The organism is Mucilaginibacter aurantiaciroseus (assembly GCF_024055595.1).
Taxonomy (GTDB): Bacteria; Bacteroidota; Bacteroidia; order Sphingobacteriales; family Sphingobacteriaceae; genus Mucilaginibacter; species Mucilaginibacter aurantiaciroseus.
Genome location: NZ_JAMXOF010000004.1, coordinates 65864 through 82200 on the forward strand (window position 1 = coordinate 65864; position 16337 = coordinate 82200).

Consider the following 16337-nt stretch of genomic DNA (forward strand, 5'->3'; position numbering starts at 1 on the left):
CGAACCATTAGCGACGCGCAAAAGTCTTCGACAAGCTCAGACTGACACCCATTTCCATAAAACAAGGAAGCCCCGATTTTGGACTGCCCCCAGTAAGTGTCTAAATTTGGGGGGCAGTCTATTTGCATCGGGGCTTCCTATCTTTACCGATAATTACATCATCTTCGATACGTACACCGATGTTCCACTATTTTTTATCGCACATGCTGCCCGCAGTGATATAAATGCCCGGCTCAACCGTGATCACCATATTATTAGTTGGTTTAAAGATTTTATTAGTCAACGTCAGCAATTAAATTTGCTTATAACTTGCATATTACAAAACAATTATTCAATATATCTGTACATAGTAGTAACAGCAAAAATTTGAGTAGCTACCCTAAACCGTCCAACGAATTAGAACGTTTAAAAGCGCTCGACGATTACGATATCTTAGATTCGTTGAGCGAGAACGAGTTTGACCGCCTTACCGAACTGGCAGTTATTATTTGCGATGTACCCATTTCTATCGTATCGTTAATTGACGAGCATCGCCAATGGTTTAAATCGGTCATTGGGTTTGATGCAAAGGAAGTGCCTCGCGAGATTGCTTTTTGCCGCCATACCATTGCCGATGCACGGTATATAGAGGTTAAAGATGCTACCAAGGATATCCGCTTTATGTACAACCCGATGGTAACCAGCAGCCCTAATTTGCGCTTTTATGCTGGTTTTCCGCTTATTGACCCGGATGGCTGTGCCTTGGGCACGATATGCGTTGCAGACAGCACTCCTCGTACGCTTTCCGTTTATCAAAAACGGGCCTTACAATTACTTGCCGACGAAGCTATTACACTTATAGTGGAGCGCCGTAAAAAGCAGGATCTTAAAAATTTTGAGAAACTTTTCCAAACCTCAAATGATCTGGTTTTTGTGGGCGGGGTAGATGGCCTTTTTAAACGCGTTAACCCTGCTTTTACTAAGGTTTTGGGTTGGAGCGAAAGGCATATGCTTACTACCTCATCGTTTGACCTTATCCACCCTGATGACATTATAAAAACCGAAGCGCAGTTAAAAAACATGCTGAACGGTGGCGATACCACCAACTTTTTGCAGCGGATGAAAACCATTAATGGAAATTATAAAACCATTGAATGGACCTCGACACCCGAGATATTAACCGGTAATATTTTTGGTATTGGTCGCGATGTATCTGCCATTGTTTTAAAAGATAAACTCCTTGCCGAAAGCGAGGAGAAACTGCGTGTATTTTTTGAGAATGCGCAGGGGTTGATGTGCACGCACGATGTTAATGGTAAGTTCCTGTCGGTTAATTCTGCCGGTGCCGGTAGCCTGGGATATGCCCCTGATGAAATTGTACAACTAAGCCTTTTTGATATTGTTCCCGAAAAAATCCACGGTTTTTTAAGAACATATTTAGAAGAAATCACATCGAAAGGTAAATCACAGGGGCAAATGCTTACGCGGCATAAAAATGGCAGCTTAAAGGTTTGGCTATATAATAACACGCTGCAAACTCCACCGCGAGGGGGTACCTATGTAATTGGTAATGCCATTGATATAACAGAACGCTACCTGTTGGAGAAAGACCTGGAACGCACTACCGAAATGCTGGAGCAAACCAACCAGGTTGCCCGTGTTGGTGGCTGGGAACTTGATGTTATACAACAAAAAGTTTACTGGACACCGGTTACCAAACAGATCCACGGCGTATCGGCTGATTATGAGCCGTCGTTAAATATTGGTATCAACTTTTATAAGGAAGGCGACAGCCGCGACCGTATCACAAAAGCAATTAATAAAGCTATTGCAGACGGCGCATCATGGAATGAAGAACTGCAGATAATTAATGCCGAAGGGAAAGAAATTTGGGTGCGCGCCCTGGGTAACACCGAGTTTAAAGATGGCGCTTGCACCAGGTTGTACGGTACGTTCCAGGATATTTCAGGATCCAAATCGGCCGAACTTGCCCTCAAAAGATCGATAGAAACACAGGAGGCCCTTAACCTTGCACTAATGAAACAGGTAGCGTTGGTTAAGGAGCAGGATAAAACTATCGAAAAGATCCAGGAGTTTAAATTCCTGGCAGATTCTATCCCGCAGATCATCTGGACATCCAACCCGGATGGCACCATGGATTACTACAACAAACATTGGTTTGACTATACCGGTTTAAGCCCCGAAGATACCCTTTATTACGGCTGGGAACCCGTTATACACCCCGAAGACGCGCCAAAAGATTATGCAGACTGGCACCACTCGTTAGCCACCGGCAAGCCTTATCGTTCGGAACTGCGTTTCCGCAGGGCGGTGGATGGGGTTTACAAATGGCATAAAGCTATGGCGCAGCCTATGCTGGCCGCAGATGGCAGTATACTGAAGTGGTTTGGATCGTGCTATGATATTGACGAATACAAACGCGCGCTGGACCTGGAGAACCGCATTAGCCAGTACGAAGATTTTAACCGAATTGTGGCGCATAACCTGCGCGGGCCATCGGGCAGTATCCGCATGATATTGACCATGATAAATGATGCAAGCGACGAACAGGAAAAAGCGGAGTTATTCCGGATGCTTAACCAAAGCAGCGAAACACTAAACGAAACACTGAATGAACTCATGCGCGTGCTGGAAGTACGCAACAGCAAAAACATTGCTTATGACACCTGCGACCTACAGGAAATGACAAAGGTGACCGCTGCCATGCTAAAGGGCCAGATGATGGAGAAAAAAGCTAAGATCACCACTGACTTCGGCGTAACCAGCTTGCAGTTCCCAAAAATGTATCTCGAGAGTATATTTTATAATATGGTGAGCAACTCGCTTAAATACAGCAAAACCGGAGTGCCGCCTGTGATCAACATTGTATCAGCATTAATAAACGCCCATGTTACCCTAACCTTTAGCGATAACGGCCTGGGCATAGACCTAAAACGACACGGCAAGGATATGTTTAAACTGAACAGCGTTTTCCACGCCGGGCATGATAGTAAAGGCATCGGTCTGTTCATGACTAAAACCCAGATAGAAACCTTTGGCGGAAAAATAAGTGTAGAAAGCGAGCCCAATATTGGCACGAAGTTTACCATCGTATTTTAATGACCTACATCTGCCCAAAATGCGACCGCGAACTAACCCGCGAAAGCCAGTGGCACCATTGCGCCCGGGTAAACCTGAACGACCTTTTCAAAGGAAAATCCGACGAGCTGGTCCTCACCTTTGATAAACTCCTGGCCGAGGTAGCAGAATGGCCTGATGTGCTGATAGGTGTTACCCCAAATTGCATCACCTTTGTGCACAAGCAAACTTTCTTCGTGATCCGCCCGATGCAAAAAGTGCTGGACCTGAAGTTTTACTCCAAAACCAAAATAGAAGAACCACCAGTTACCAAAAGCATCGCCTCAAGATCAAAACGTTTTGAGAATCACATTAGATTGAGTACTATAAATGATTTGCGGCCGCAGTTATTTGCGTGGGTGAGGGGGAGTTATGAGTTGTCGTAAACCCGGTTTTTCATACTTAAATAGAATGTCAGTCTGAGCTTGTCGAAGACTTAGCGTGCCGATGGATCGACAAGCTTACCATGACAAACCGAAGAACTAAAAAAGGGACATGGCTCAACACCATATCCCTTTTCTTTTATCTTGACTCCTGACTCTAACAGTCTTGGATCTTTACTTAGTAACGGTAGTACTCCGGTTTAAACGGACCTTCAACAGTTACGCCGATGTACTCTGCCTGGCCATGGTCTAAAACTTCCAGTTCAACACCAATTTTGTCTAAGTGTAAACGGGCAACTTTTTCATCAAGCACTTTAGGCAGGGTGTAAACTTCGTTTTTGTAAGCAGCACCGTTTGTCCAAAGCTCAATTTGTGCCAAAGTTTGGTTAGTGAACGACGCGCTCATTACAAAACTTGGGTGGCCTGTAGCGCAACCTAAGTTTACCAAGCGGCCTTCTGCCAATACAATAACATCTTTACCGTCTATAGTGTATTTATCAACCTGTGGTTTAATTTCAATTTTATTGTCGCCATAAGCACCGTTTAACCAGGCCATGTCAATCTCGTTATCAAAGTGGCCGATGTTACAAACGATAGCCTTGTCTTTCAATGCGCGGAAATGCTCTTCGCGAACAATGTTTTTATTACCTGTAGCGGTAACTACAATGTCGGCTTCTTTAATAGCGGTACCCAGTTTCTTTACTTCGAAACCTTCCATAGCTGCCTGTAAAGCACAGATAGGATCAATTTCGGTAACGATAACACGTACGCCAGAGTTACGAAGCGAATCTGCAGAACCTTTACCAACATCGCCATAACCACAAACAACAGCAACTTTACCGGCCATCATCACATCCGTAGCACGGCGGATGGCGTCAACTAATGATTCGCGGCAACCATATTTATTATCAAATTTTGATTTGGTAACAGAATCGTTTACGTTGATAGCAGGCATTGGTAAAGTACCGGCTTTCATACGCTCGTATAAGCGGTGTACACCTGTAGTGGTTTCTTCAGATAAACCTTTTATCTCGCCAATAAGTTCAGGGTAGCGGTCTAAAACCATATTGGTTAAATCGCCCCCATCATCCAATATCATGTTTAATGGTTTGCGGTCTTCACCAAAAAATAAGGTTTGCTCTATACACCAGTCAAATTCTTCTTCGTTCATACCTTTCCAGGCGTAAACAGAAGTACCCGCGGCAGCAATAGCAGCAGCAGCATGATCTTGTGTTGAGAATATATTACATGATGACCAGGTAACTTCCGCACCCAGTTCTATCAATGTTTCAATTAAAACAGCGGTTTGGATGGTCATGTGTAAACAGCCCGCAATACGTGCGCCCTTTAGTATTTTAGATGGTCCGTACTCTTTACGCAGTGCCATTAAACCCGGCATTTCTGCCTCGGCCAATTCAATCTCCTTGCGGCCCCAATCGGCCAGTGAAGCATCCTTCACTTTACTTTTCACGTATGCAGTTTCTACAGTCGACATATTATAGCTTTTTTTGAAGCACAAAAGTAGTGAATATAAATATTTTAAAGAAATTGGGAGTGATAACATTACCGGGTAATTACACAACCCCCGGCAATATTACGCACCATATAAAAAAGCCATTGTAACGCTTACCTAAGCACTAACCTTTTTGATAGAGAATTGATCGGTACTAAACACCAGGAACAAAAACAAAATTGCCATAGCAGCCGTCCAAAACAGGTTAAAGGCAAGTAATAATTGATCGCTGTAATCCCGGGAATCGCTACCGAGAAATGGGTACAACATTAAAATGGAAAAAGACAGGCAATAGGCTATAACGAAAATAATTAAGTACCTTAACCGTTTAAACTGTTGCTTATCATAAAGCAACAGTAAAAACCCTGCAAAGCATAAGTACTGGCAAATATCCTTCAGGTTGCTTATTTGGATATAGTATAACCCACTATGGCTGCCTTGTATCAAAAAGTAGTAACCAATGCGGGTTATCACTATCCAAAAACAAAGTAAAGCTATCTTCATTATCCGCAAGGAGTAAAGTGGCCTCCATTATCGCAGCTGCCGCAACGGCCGGCATGGTCAGCCTCACAAAGTTGTTTCAGGGTCAGATCAGATCCGCCACCCTTAATTTGTTTCATTGTTTCTCGTGATAAACGACCGTTTTGAACTTCGTTTACAGTTTGGTTTTTTAAATAATTTTTCATGATAGTAGAATTAGATTTGTTTAGCTAATATAAGAATTTATAACTAATACAAAAAAAAATGCCAAAAGGTTTATTCACACTTAAAGTATTTATTATAAAAAAGATATACAAGCCTATAATTAACCGCAACACATACTACATATTTAAACTTAAATACTGTTTAGGATTAACGGGTTGCCCGTTCCTGCGGATCTCGTAATGCAGGTGCGGCCCGGTTGAGCGGCCCGTTGAACCAACTTTGCCTATCAAATCGCCCACGGTTACGCGTTGGCCTTCTTTCACATTAATTTTGGATAAGTGCCCATACCATGTTTCGATATTATTAGCATGGCGTATTTTAATACAATTGCCATAACCGCCTGCTTTGCCTGCAAATACTACTTTGCCACTTGCGGTACATTTAACCGGGTCGCCTTGGTGGCCCGAAAAATCTATGCCCGGATGAAATTCGTGCCCGCCAAAATCAAACGGATTACCGCGCGATCCAAAGAAAGAGGTGAATGAGCTTAGCCTTGGGTAGCCCATGGGAACATAAGCAATATTGTTTACCAGTTTATCCAGGTAGTTACTAAAATCCGAATACAGTTTGGTATCGCTTTTTGGCTTCTCGCCAACGTTAAGGTTCCTGAACGGCAAACCGCGCAACCCACGTTTGCTCATGTAGTTGTTTATCGTTTTAAGTTTTTCCTGGATATCCTGAATGTAGGATACTGCTTTGCTGCGGTTGCCTTCTTTTTCGGCATTTAACAGCAACGCATCCTGCGATTCCTTGTCTATCTGTCCTTGTAAAGCAACCACCTGCGATTGCAGCCTGCTGTTTTCCTGCCTTTGCGCTAACGTTTTTGTGCTTAAGCGCGCTATGGCCGTCATCAATACCATCACGATGATCAATACTGCCGCTACGGTTACTTTTAACGAATTAAAGTGCCTGGCTTTTACTTGTACAATGCGCGGCTGGGCGTTATTTTTTTTTGTAATAATTCCCATACCTAAATCTTAAATTTTAAGTTCATCATATAGTTTTAATTAGGGTTAAAACATTTGGCATGCAATATAGCAATCTCCATTATAAATCCTGCTCGCCTACTCCCTTTCGCTATTATAACCGAAACGTCAATTATTACGGATTATTCTGATTGAGGGTTGTTTTTATTTTGAAATTGGTATTTTTGTGCTGACAATAAGCGAAGTAAAAATTATGTACCCAGAATATTTAGTTGCCCCAATGAGGGAAGAATTAACCAAAGTTGGTTTCGAAGAGTTAAAAGATGCTGATGCAGTTAATGCGGCTATTAAAGGCGAAGGAACTGTATTTGTAATGGTAAATTCGGTTTGTGGCTGTGCTGCTGCTAACGCGCGCCCTGCTGCACGTGCCGCTGCTGCTAACCAAAAACACCCCGACCGTTTGGTTACTGTTTTTGCCGGTATGGAAACCGAGGCGGTTAATGCTGCCCGTAACCTGATGCTGCCTTACCCTCCGTCATCGCCATCAATGGCTTTGTTTAAAGATGGCAAACTGGTGCACATTATAGAGCGCCACCAAATTGAAGGCCGTCCTGCACAAATGATTGCTGATAACCTGATTGGCGCATTTGAGCAATATTGCTAATTAGAGCCCCTATAGCTATAGGGGAGAGATTTGTGATTAGAGATTAGTCTTTGACATTTATATAAAAAAGGGTTCGATATTAACTATCGAACCCTTTTTTGTCATGCAACATTTTTACTTTGCGTCGGTTATTTTCAAATTTTTCCAGTCGCCGGGCGAGCCATTGCCAACCCAGTAGCCAATTTTGGTGCCGCCTGTGTTTACCAATGGTTCAACTATCAGTATCGCCTTTTGCATCCCGTTCACATAAATATTTACATTTTTTGTGCTGATGGTAATACGTACATGCAACCATCCGTTAGGATTCGGCGCGGGCACAACCGCTTGCTCATATTTGTTAGGGAATTTCTCTCGCAATATGGGCCAGTCGTATTTTGGCGAGGCGATGTATTGTACGCCGTGGCTTCTCCTTACTGCTTCATCAGCCTTAAAATTAAACGGCCTAAAGTATACGCATTCGTAAGTGCTGTCGTTTAACCCATGGTAAGCTATCCCCACAAAGCTGCCCTGTAATTTATCATTTCCTTTAACATCAAACTCAATAGTGCCACTTTTAAATTTCCTGTTATTTATCCAGGCGAAACCGGCATTATTAGCCTCATCAAGATGCAGGCTGCCATCGGTATCAAAACTCACCTTGCGGTTAATAATAGTCAGGTCGCTTACTTTTGGCGGTGCCATTTGGGCAAAGCAGTTGGTAGCAAACAGCGTAGCTACGGCAAGGAATAGCGTTTTATATATTCTCATCGACGATGATAATATATAATTTCTTGATTTATGACTATTGCAATCTTGATTACCTTCCTTATTCTGTTTTTAAACTTTTTACCGGGTTGGTAAGCGCGGCTTTTATGCTTTGGTAGCTTACCGTTAGTACCGTTATGCCGATGGCCCCAACAGCGGTCAGCACAAAGATCCACCAGGAAAGCTCGGTGCGGTATTTATAATCCTGCAGCCAGCCGTGCATAAAGTAATAGGCCGTCGGGATGGCTATTAGCAGGGAAATACTTACCAGGATGATAAAATCTGTCGACATTAATCGCCAAAGGCTAAATACCGATGCGCCCAGCACTTTGCGAACGCCAATCTCTTTAATGCGCTGCTCGGCCATAAAGGATGCCATACCGAACAAGCCCATACAGCTTATAAAGATGGCCAGCAAGGTAAAGAAACCCGCCAATTTGCCTACGCGTTCTTCATTCGCGAACTTCTTATTGTACTCGTCATCGGTAAATTTATAATCGAACGGGCTTCCGGGATCGTATCTTTTAAATACGCTTTCAATCTTAGCCAGCGCGTCGGGGGTGCTCACGCTTGCTTTTAAGCGGATATCAACTACACCACCCTCTAACCTCTTGCTTATTGTAAATATGCTTGGCTTTACCGGCTCGTACGGCGACGACATCACCATATCTTTTACCACACCTATCACTTTGTATTTTTCGCCCCAGTTGATAATTTCACCTACCGGATGTTTAAAGTTCATGAATTTTGCGGCCGATTCGTTCAGGATCATCGCGTTAGAATCACTTACAAACGCTCTTGAAAAATCGCGACCGTCTACAACATTCCATTTAGCCACTTTACCAAATTCGTGCGTTACGCCGATGGTGCCAAAATCGTCCTGCAGATCGGGCGCTTTGCCGCGCCAGTTAAGGCCGCTGCTGTTAGAGTATACACCCGTTAGCGGACTACCCGATTCGGCCATCTCATCAATAACACCGCTTTGCAAAAGATCGTTACGTACGGCAGCAAAGTTTTTATGGATATCGTCTGATTTCATGTTCATCTGCAGCAAACCGGTACGCTCGTAACCTACTACCCGGTTCTTGGTGTGCTGCACCTGTAAGAATACCACGATGGTACCGATGATCAGCGTAACCGAAACCGTAAATTGTAACACCACCAGGATCTTGCGCGGCAATGCTGCAAAACGGCCTGCCTTGAAAGTGCCTTTCAAAACTTTTATCGGCTGGAACGACGACAGGTAAAACGCGGGATAGCTACCTGCGATTATACCGGTAAGCAGGCTAAAGCCTAACCCCATCAACCAAAATACCGGGTTTGCCCAAAGCACGCCCATTGTTTTATTGGCAACCTGGTTAAACCAAGGTAATATTAGCAGCACCAATACTATCGATAAGATAAATGCCAAGGCTACGATCATTAACGACTCGCTGAAGAACTGGGCTATCAGCTGGCTGCGTAACGAGCCTACGGTTTTACGGATGCCTACTTCCTTGGCGCGTTTCTCTGACCGGGCGGTGCTCAGGTTCATGAAATTGATACAGGCCAGCAGTAACACAAAGGTGCCGATGATGCCAAACATCCAGATGAATTGAATAGCGCCGCCGGTGTTTACACCGTCTTTAAATTCGCTGCGCAGGTGCCATTTATCCATCGGGTGTAAAAACACCACCGGTTTAAATGAAGCGCCAACCTTGTCGCCTGCCAGCGCAATATTCTTTAGTTTTAACCCTGCGATGCGGGCATTAACCTTGTTAATATCAGCTTTATCATTAAGCTGCGCAAAGATCTGGAACGAGTTGTTCCCCCATTGGGTTGAGGCCCTTTTAACCCAGTCTTGTGAAGACATATAAAGATCCCAGGGCATAATAATATACAACTCGTTAAAGGTAGAGTTATGCGCAATATCTTCATAAACCCCGGTAACTTTTATCAGTTCCTTATTATCAAGCTTAAGTGTTTTGTTCAGCGGGTCTTCCGTTCCGAATATGGCTTTAGCCACTTTATCGGATAACATGATCGATGATGGATCTGACAAGCCTGCACGCGTACCTTTCAGCATCTTTAACGAAAGCATCTCGGGGCCATCAGCCTGCATAAAGCTGCCTTGCTGGGTTATCTTTTTATCGCCCAAGGCCAGGATATGGTCGTAGTTCCAGCTGCATAATATGGTATACTTAAAATCTTTATCCTTGCCGGTATAATCCTGTTTAAGCATGGTGCCCAAAGGGATAGGCATAGCGGTTTGGCTGCCCACTTTGCCGTTAAAGGTTTGGTGCTGCCATACCTGTACAATCCTTTCGTGATTCTGAAAGTTTTTATCGTAGGATAATTCGTCCCAGATCCAAAGCCCGATAAGTATAGCCACCGCCATACCAACCGACAGGCCGGTTACATTTATAAAAGTATGTGCCTTATTTTTAGTAAGGTTACGCCACGAGATCTTGAGGTAGTTTCTGAACATGACAGTTTAAGTTTAGTTGGCAATGCTTAGCAAGCTTGCTTGCTAAGCATTATATATCATAACATACGTGCCAACTTCACAAAAAACTGATTGTCAAATATTTAATATTAATAAATATCTTAAAACCGTTCGTAAACGAACGGTAAGGTGTTCGGTTATAAGCAATTAATTGTGAAGGATTTGCTATATTGTGGTGAGCACAAAATTGGGATCGATAGTTTGACTACTGACATTGTAACGCCACCATTTAAGATCAGGATAACCGCTACCTTAGTTCCTTTATTTTTACATTCCGATAATCCACATCAAAGCCGTGGTCTTGCAGCAGGATGTGGCCTTGTTTGGCCTCGCCAAAATCTTTCCAAGTTTTGTATTTGCTGATGGCTACCAGGTCGCGGTATTCCTTCGAGGCGCGATCGTACTCCAAAACCTTCACGCCATTCAAATAATGGGTAACATGATTATTTGGTGATACTACTATCCGTCCAATATTCCACGCACCTATCGGATGGACGAACCGGGGCTGTTTTTTGGACGGAATTAGGTCATATAAGGACGCTAATGTACGGTCGCCATCCCTGCCCAATTTGGCATCGGGGTGTACGGCATCATCCAAAACCTGGTACTCCAAACCAATAGCCGAGCCAACAGTTTTCTCTGATAAGGTCACAAAATACTTAACCCCGCTGTTGGCCCCCTTACTCATCCTAAACTCAAACGACATATCGAAAGTGGCGTACTGTCCGTCGGTAATAATGTCACCTCCGTTGGCAGCCTCACCGCCGTTAGCCCCTATAACCGATAGCATACCACCCTCAACTTTCCACCCTTTAGCCGGGAACATGATGGATGACGCACTGCGCCATCCATCATGTGTTTTGCCATCAAAAAGCAGTTTCCAGCCATCTTGTTTTTCGTAGGCTGATAGTACGTTTTGTTGCAGATTTACTACATACACATCTTTGGCAAACACTTTGGGTTGTAGGTTAGTAGTCTTAATTTGAATATTTTTAAAGAAGATCTTTTTACCCGCTTGTTGCTCATTATCAATGGCATGTACCTGCAAACCGATGAAACCTTTGGTATCCACCGTATCAACCACATAAGCGGTAGCCACGCCGTTTACCCAGGTTTTGGTGGTGTTGCCAATGCATTCAATTATGATGTGGTTAAACTCGCCATTCTTCCAGGCAGATTGTGCCGGGGCGTTTAAGTCCATTGGGTATAGCCAGTCGCGGCGCCCCTCATCGTAAATGCCGCCTGTCCACTTGCGGTCGCTGGGATCAATCTCGCATTGGCGGCCATAAACCAGGCCTTTACCTTCGTGCCCTGCGGGGTTGTAATGGCTGCGTGTTTGGATGCCAGAGTTGGTTAACGTGCTTTCTGTTTTAGCATCCAGCTCTAATATAAAGTCGCCGTATTCCTTTTTAGTCACCAAAAAGGTATTGCCGCTGTTGAGCACCGCGGTGCCGGTAATGCCGCCGTTCTCTACCTTGTATTCGGCTTTGCCGGCCAGTATTTTCCAGCCGTTAAGGTCTTTACCGTTAAACAAATTGGTATAACCCGCTTTAGTTTGTGCCGATGCGCTTTGTATGCCGGCGGCAACTGCCATAGCCAGTAGGTAAGTTTTTAAGTGTTTCATAATATGTATCAGGCTTATGTATTAAACTTTTAAATTCCATCCGGGTTCGTACTCGCGGCCCCAAAGTTTGGCGGCGTCCACATCATGCAGGATGTGCCCGTTAGATGGGTCGAGGTTAAGCACCCGGCCTACTCTTTGGGCAATATTACCCAACTGCGGTATCAGGGTAGAACGGTGTCCGTTGATGATCGTCTGATTCAGTTTTTCATCGCCACGAATGGCATTTACAAAGTTTTGCAAGTGCACACGGTCCAACATCTCGGTTGGGCTAACCTTGTTTGATGCATCTACCGGGGTTTCGTCCTTAACTTCTTTCACCAGTTTATTATCGTAATCAAAAACCTGGTAGCCGTTGCCACCGCCGTAATTGATGGTGCCATGGTCGCCATAGAAAACTACACCACGGCCTACCCCTTCGGAGTTATAGCCATTACAGCTGCGGCCTTCCCATGATAGCGCCGTATTATTAGGGAAGTTGGCCAGGATTGTTTGCGTGTCGGGGGTTTCCCAATCATCCTTAAAAGCAAAACGCCCTCCCGATGAAGTAATCATATTCGGGAAATCGACACCCAGGCCCCAGCGCATTACGTCAATCTCGTGCGTGCCGTTGTTCAATGCTTCACCGGTGCCCCAGTTCCAATGCCAGTGCCAGTTGTAGTGGATGAGGTTATCTACATAAGGCATGCGTGGTGCATAGCCCTGCCATAAATCGTAATTTAAGTTTGCGGGCACGGGCACTTGTTTACCTATACCAATGCTTTTGCGGTTGTTCACATACCATCCACGTGCAAAATATGCACGACCGATAATGCCGCTGTGCAGTTCGTTAACCATTTTTTGCACATTATCGAACGAACGGCGCTGGCTGCCCATTTGTACCAATCGGTTATACTTCGCGGCAGCGGCTATCGCCATTTCGCCTTCGTGCGGGTTATGGCTGCAGGGTTTTTCTACGTACACGTGTTTACCTGCCTGGCAGGCAAGGATAGTTGCGGGCGCGTGCCAATGGTCGGGCGCGGCAATTACCAGGGCATCCAAGTCTTTTTTTTCTAAAAGCTTACGCACATCGGTAATTCCCTGCGGCTTTTTGCCGGTTATTTTTTCAATTTCGGCGATGCATTTATTCATGGCGTTGCTGTCCACATCGCATATATAGCCAATCTCCACATCGGCCAAAGCGGCCAATTTCTGGGCAAGGAAGGCTCCCCGGCTATTAACGCCCATTACCCCTAACACTACTTTTTTGGCGGGCGATCCTTTATAAATGCCGGCCACGGCCAGGTTAGAGCCTATTAAAAAACTGGTGCCGGTTAGGGCCACATTTTGGATAAATTTTCTGCGTTGCATAACAAATAGGTATTTGGTGATGTAAAAGCGCAATAATTGGTAATGGCTAATTTAGGAGTTTAATCTAACTTTGAGCTTAGTAACAACTTTATTACCCGAATTTTATGCCTCATCATCGCAATTGCAATTGGTTGAGGTCGCAGTATTCTCCTTTAAAAAGGAAGGCAGAGGCAGTGCCGGAGCAATTGCGTAAAAAAGGGATACTTACCTGTAACATTAATATTAGTTAGCCGTCTTAAATCAAATAAAAAACTAATACTTTAGCTTTATTATGCACGCATATCAATGAAAATAATCCATATGAAAACTCTTTACGCTGCCGTACTTATCGGTAGTATCAGCGCTTGTGCCCTTAGCACTGCTGTAGCGCAAACTGCAGCCCCGGCAGCAGACCCGGCCCTAAGTATCTACCGCGAAACCACGCCGAAATATAACGACCTGGTGCACACAAAACTTGATGTGCGTTTCGATTACAAAAAACGCTTTATGTATGGCAAAGAGTGGGTAACCTTAAAACCACACTTTTACCCAACAGATTCGCTGCGTTTAGATGCGCAGGGCATGGATATCAAAAACGTATCTATTGTTAAAGCCGGTAAAAACACTCCCCTTAAATTTACTTACGATAGCCTGACCATTAATATCCAGTTAGACAGAACCTACCGTAACAACGAAAACTACACCGTTTACATCGATTATACCTCTAAACCAAACCTGCTTAAAGCACAAGGCAGCGCGGCTATTACCGATGCTAAAGGTTTATACTTTATTAACCCGGATGGTACCGAGAAGGATAAGCCAACCCAGATCTGGACACAGGGCGAAACCCAAAGTTCTTCTGCCTGGTTCCCAACTATTGATAAGCCAAACCAAAAAACTACCGACGAGATCATCATGACCGTTCCAGCTAAGTATGTTACGCTATCAAACGGCCGTTTAGCTTCACAAAAAGTTAATGGCGATGGTACCCGTACCGATACCTGGAAACAAGAATTACCACACTCGCCATACTTGTTTATGATGGCTGTTGGTGATTTTAAAATTGTAAAAGATACCTGGAAAGGCAAAGAAGTTAGCTACTATCTGGAGCCTAAGTACGCCCCTTATGCAAGGGATATTTTCGGTTTTACACCAGAGGTGATCGATTTCTATTCAAAAACTTTGGGTGTTGATTACCCATGGAATAAATACTCGCAGATTGTAGTTCGCGATTACGTGAGCGGCGCGATGGAAAATACCAGCGCTACCCTGCACGGCGAATACGTACAGGCTACTAAACGCGAGCTGATCGACGCTTATTACAGCCAGGGCCGCAGTACCATCGTTCACGAATTGTTCCACCAATGGTTTGGCGATTACGTTACTGCAGAAAGCTGGAGCAACCTAACCGTTAACGAATCGTTCGCTGATTTTAGCGAAACCCTTTGGGCCGAGCATAAATACGGCAAAGATGCCGGTGACGCGCATATTAATGACGACAGGGAGAACTACCTGAGCCAGCCAAACCTTAAAGCAAAGGACCTGGTTCGTTTCCATTACAAAGACAAAGAGGAGGTATTTGACGCCGTTACCTACCAAAAAGGTGGCAGCATTTTATACATGATGCGCAACTACCTTGGTAACGCCGCATTCTATAAAGGATTGAACATCTATCTCAAAACAAATGCATTTAAAAATGGCGAAGCCCACCAATTGCGTTTAGCGATGGAAGAAGCCAGCGGCCGCGATATGAACTGGTTCTTTAACCAATGGTATTTTGGCGCAGGCCACCCAATATTAAACATCACCTACAAATGGGATGATGCAACCAAAACGCAAACGGTTTACATGAACCAAACGCAGGATGGTAACGCCTTTATTTTACCTATTGCTATTGACGTTTATGCCGGTGGTAAAATGGACCGAAAAAAATTCTGGATCCGCAACAAGGTTGATAGCTTAGTATTCCACTCGGCTGTAAAACCAAGTTTGGTGAATGTTGATGGTGATAAAATGCTGTTGGTTAAAAAAACAGATAGCAAATCAATCGATGAGTTTACCTTCCAGTACTTTAACGCGCCTTTATATTTAGACCGTTCTGAAGCGATCACCGCTGCTGTTAAACAACAAAGCAATGCAGGTGCGCGTAAAGTAGTTATTGCTGCGCTGAACGATAAATACTACGAGCTGCAGATAAAAGCCATCCGTGATGCAGATATGACCAATGACGATGTGCGTAATGCTGCACAGCCGATCCTGATCAAGTTAGCACAAACCGACCCAAACACTTTGGTTAGGGCTGCCGCTATTACGGTATTAGGCAAGTTAAAGGCATCGGGCAATACAAACTTGTTTAAAGATGCCTTGAAGAGCCAATCATACGCGGTACAGGGCGCTGCTTTAACCGCGCTTAGCTTGTTAAACCCTGCCGATGCCTTAACCCTGGCTAAAAGTTTCGAGAATGACAGCGAAGATGCTTTAACTCAAGCCATCTTAAACGTGTACGCAACCAGCGGTAGCGATGCACAGTACGACTATGTTTACAAAGCATTCACCGCAGGCCAGCCACAAACCCAGTTTGGCATCATGAAAAAGTTTGCTGATTTTACCGGCCGTGTTAAAAGCAACGAGCAGGCTTTGAAAGGTACAAATGCCATGATAGACTTTGGTATGAAATATAAAAAATATGGTGTTGCCCCACAAGTGGCAGGCATATTAGCCGGTTTAAAAACCGACCGCGCCAAGCTAAACGATACAGCAACTGTTGCTGCTATTGATAAAGCTACTATTGAGCTAAACAAAACTGAATAATTTTTATTCTAATAAATGAAGCCCCTCCAATCAGGAGGG

At 44.3% G+C, this 16337-nt stretch carries 12 protein-coding genes; 4 read left to right on the forward strand and 8 right to left on the reverse strand.

Features of this window, described 5'->3' with window-relative positions; genetic code table 11:
• The first annotated feature begins 366 nt into the window (after positions 1-366).
• Positions 367-3099 carry a PAS domain S-box protein gene (locus tag NAF17_RS16265; RefSeq protein WP_252759077.1) on the forward strand — a complete coding sequence of 911 codons (2733 nt, stop codon included), beginning with the start codon at positions 367-369 and terminating at the stop codon, positions 3097-3099.
• On the forward strand, positions 3099-3503 hold the full coding sequence (locus NAF17_RS16270; protein WP_252759078.1) for a DUF5655 domain-containing protein: 405 nt from the start codon (positions 3099-3101) through the stop codon (positions 3501-3503). The genes NAF17_RS16265 and NAF17_RS16270 overlap by 1 nt, the downstream gene beginning before the upstream one ends.
• Before the next feature lie 175 nt (positions 3504-3678).
• Here the strand turns inward: NAF17_RS16270 and ahcY are convergent, their stop codons facing one another.
• The 4 genes from ahcY to NAF17_RS16290 all read right to left on the reverse strand — a co-directional run bounded on the left by ahcY (position 3679) and on the right by NAF17_RS16290 (position 6686).
• On the reverse strand, positions 3679-4995 hold the full coding sequence (ahcY, locus tag NAF17_RS16275; protein WP_252759079.1) for an adenosylhomocysteinase: 1317 nt from the start codon (positions 4993-4995) through the stop codon (positions 3679-3681).
• A gap of 135 nt (positions 4996-5130) precedes the next feature.
• The gene (locus NAF17_RS16280) at positions 5131-5517 is read right to left on the reverse strand and encodes a hypothetical protein (protein WP_252759080.1); all 387 of its coding nucleotides are present in this window, start codon (positions 5515-5517) and stop codon (positions 5131-5133) included.
• On the reverse strand, positions 5517-5699 hold the full coding sequence (locus tag NAF17_RS16285) for a hypothetical protein (RefSeq protein ID WP_252759081.1): 183 nt from the start codon (positions 5697-5699) through the stop codon (positions 5517-5519). Before NAF17_RS16285 ends, NAF17_RS16280 begins: the two co-directional genes overlap by 1 nt.
• A gap of 135 nt (positions 5700-5834) precedes the next feature.
• Positions 5835-6686 (reverse strand): M23 family metallopeptidase, encoded by an 852-nt coding sequence (locus tag NAF17_RS16290; RefSeq protein WP_252759082.1) that lies wholly within the window; start codon positions 6684-6686, stop codon positions 5835-5837.
• 211 nt (positions 6687-6897) lie between these two features.
• Here NAF17_RS16290 and NAF17_RS16295 point away from each other — a divergent pair, with 211 nt between their 5' ends.
• Positions 6898-7308: a BrxA/BrxB family bacilliredoxin gene (locus NAF17_RS16295; protein ID WP_252759083.1), complete on the forward strand. Its 411-nt coding sequence runs from the start codon at positions 6898-6900 to the stop codon at positions 7306-7308.
• A gap of 114 nt (positions 7309-7422) precedes the next feature.
• On the opposite strand, the gene NAF17_RS16300 is transcribed toward NAF17_RS16295, so the two are convergent.
• The 4 genes from NAF17_RS16300 to NAF17_RS16315 all read right to left on the reverse strand — a co-directional run bounded on the left by NAF17_RS16300 (position 7423) and on the right by NAF17_RS16315 (position 13508).
• Complete coding sequence (locus NAF17_RS16300) at positions 7423-8055, reverse strand: hypothetical protein (RefSeq protein WP_252759084.1); 633 nt, start codon at positions 8053-8055, stop codon at positions 7423-7425.
• A gap of 58 nt (positions 8056-8113) precedes the next feature.
• Positions 8114-10519, reverse strand: coding sequence for an ABC transporter permease (locus tag NAF17_RS16305; protein WP_252759085.1), 2406 nt, complete (start codon positions 10517-10519; stop codon positions 8114-8116).
• Positions 10520-10784: 265 nt separating this feature from the next.
• Positions 10785-12161, reverse strand: coding sequence for a 3-keto-disaccharide hydrolase (locus NAF17_RS16310; RefSeq protein WP_252759086.1), 1377 nt, complete (start codon positions 12159-12161; stop codon positions 10785-10787).
• A gap of 21 nt (positions 12162-12182) precedes the next feature.
• A complete protein-coding gene (locus NAF17_RS16315; protein WP_252759087.1) occupies positions 12183-13508 on the reverse strand; it encodes a Gfo/Idh/MocA family protein in 1326 nt (441 codons plus the stop codon).
• Between the two features lie 300 nt (positions 13509-13808).
• Between NAF17_RS16315 and NAF17_RS16320 the strand changes: the two genes are divergently transcribed.
• Entirely contained in the window at positions 13809-16298 is a 2490-nt protein-coding gene (locus NAF17_RS16320; protein WP_252759088.1) for a M1 family aminopeptidase, read from the forward strand.
• Positions 16299-16337 lie beyond the last annotated feature (39 nt).

Coding starts and splice junctions, on each gene's coding strand:
- NAF17_RS16270 (WP_252759078.1), top strand. CDS start 3,099: ATGACCTACATCTGCCCAAAATGCGACCGCGAACTAACCCGCGAAAGC.
- ahcY (WP_252759079.1), bottom strand. CDS start 4,995: ATGTCGACTGTAGAAACTGCATACGTGAAAAGTAAAGTGAAGGATGCT.
- NAF17_RS16280 (WP_252759080.1), bottom strand. CDS start 5,517: ATGAAGATAGCTTTACTTTGTTTTTGGATAGTGATAACCCGCATTGGT.
- NAF17_RS16285 (WP_252759081.1), bottom strand. CDS start 5,699: ATGAAAAATTATTTAAAAAACCAAACTGTAAACGAAGTTCAAAACGGT.
- NAF17_RS16290 (WP_252759082.1), bottom strand. CDS start 6,686: ATGGGAATTATTACAAAAAAAAATAACGCCCAGCCGCGCATTGTACAA.
- NAF17_RS16295 (WP_252759083.1), top strand. CDS start 6,898: ATGTACCCAGAATATTTAGTTGCCCCAATGAGGGAAGAATTAACCAAA.
- NAF17_RS16300 (WP_252759084.1), bottom strand. CDS start 8,055: ATGAGAATATATAAAACGCTATTCCTTGCCGTAGCTACGCTGTTTGCT.
- NAF17_RS16305 (WP_252759085.1), bottom strand. CDS start 10,519: ATGTTCAGAAACTACCTCAAGATCTCGTGGCGTAACCTTACTAAAAAT.
- NAF17_RS16310 (WP_252759086.1), bottom strand. CDS start 12,161: ATGAAACACTTAAAAACTTACCTACTGGCTATGGCAGTTGCCGCCGGC.
- NAF17_RS16315 (WP_252759087.1), bottom strand. CDS start 13,508: ATGCAACGCAGAAAATTTATCCAAAATGTGGCCCTAACCGGCACCAGT.
- NAF17_RS16320 (WP_252759088.1), top strand. CDS start 13,809: ATGAAAACTCTTTACGCTGCCGTACTTATCGGTAGTATCAGCGCTTGT.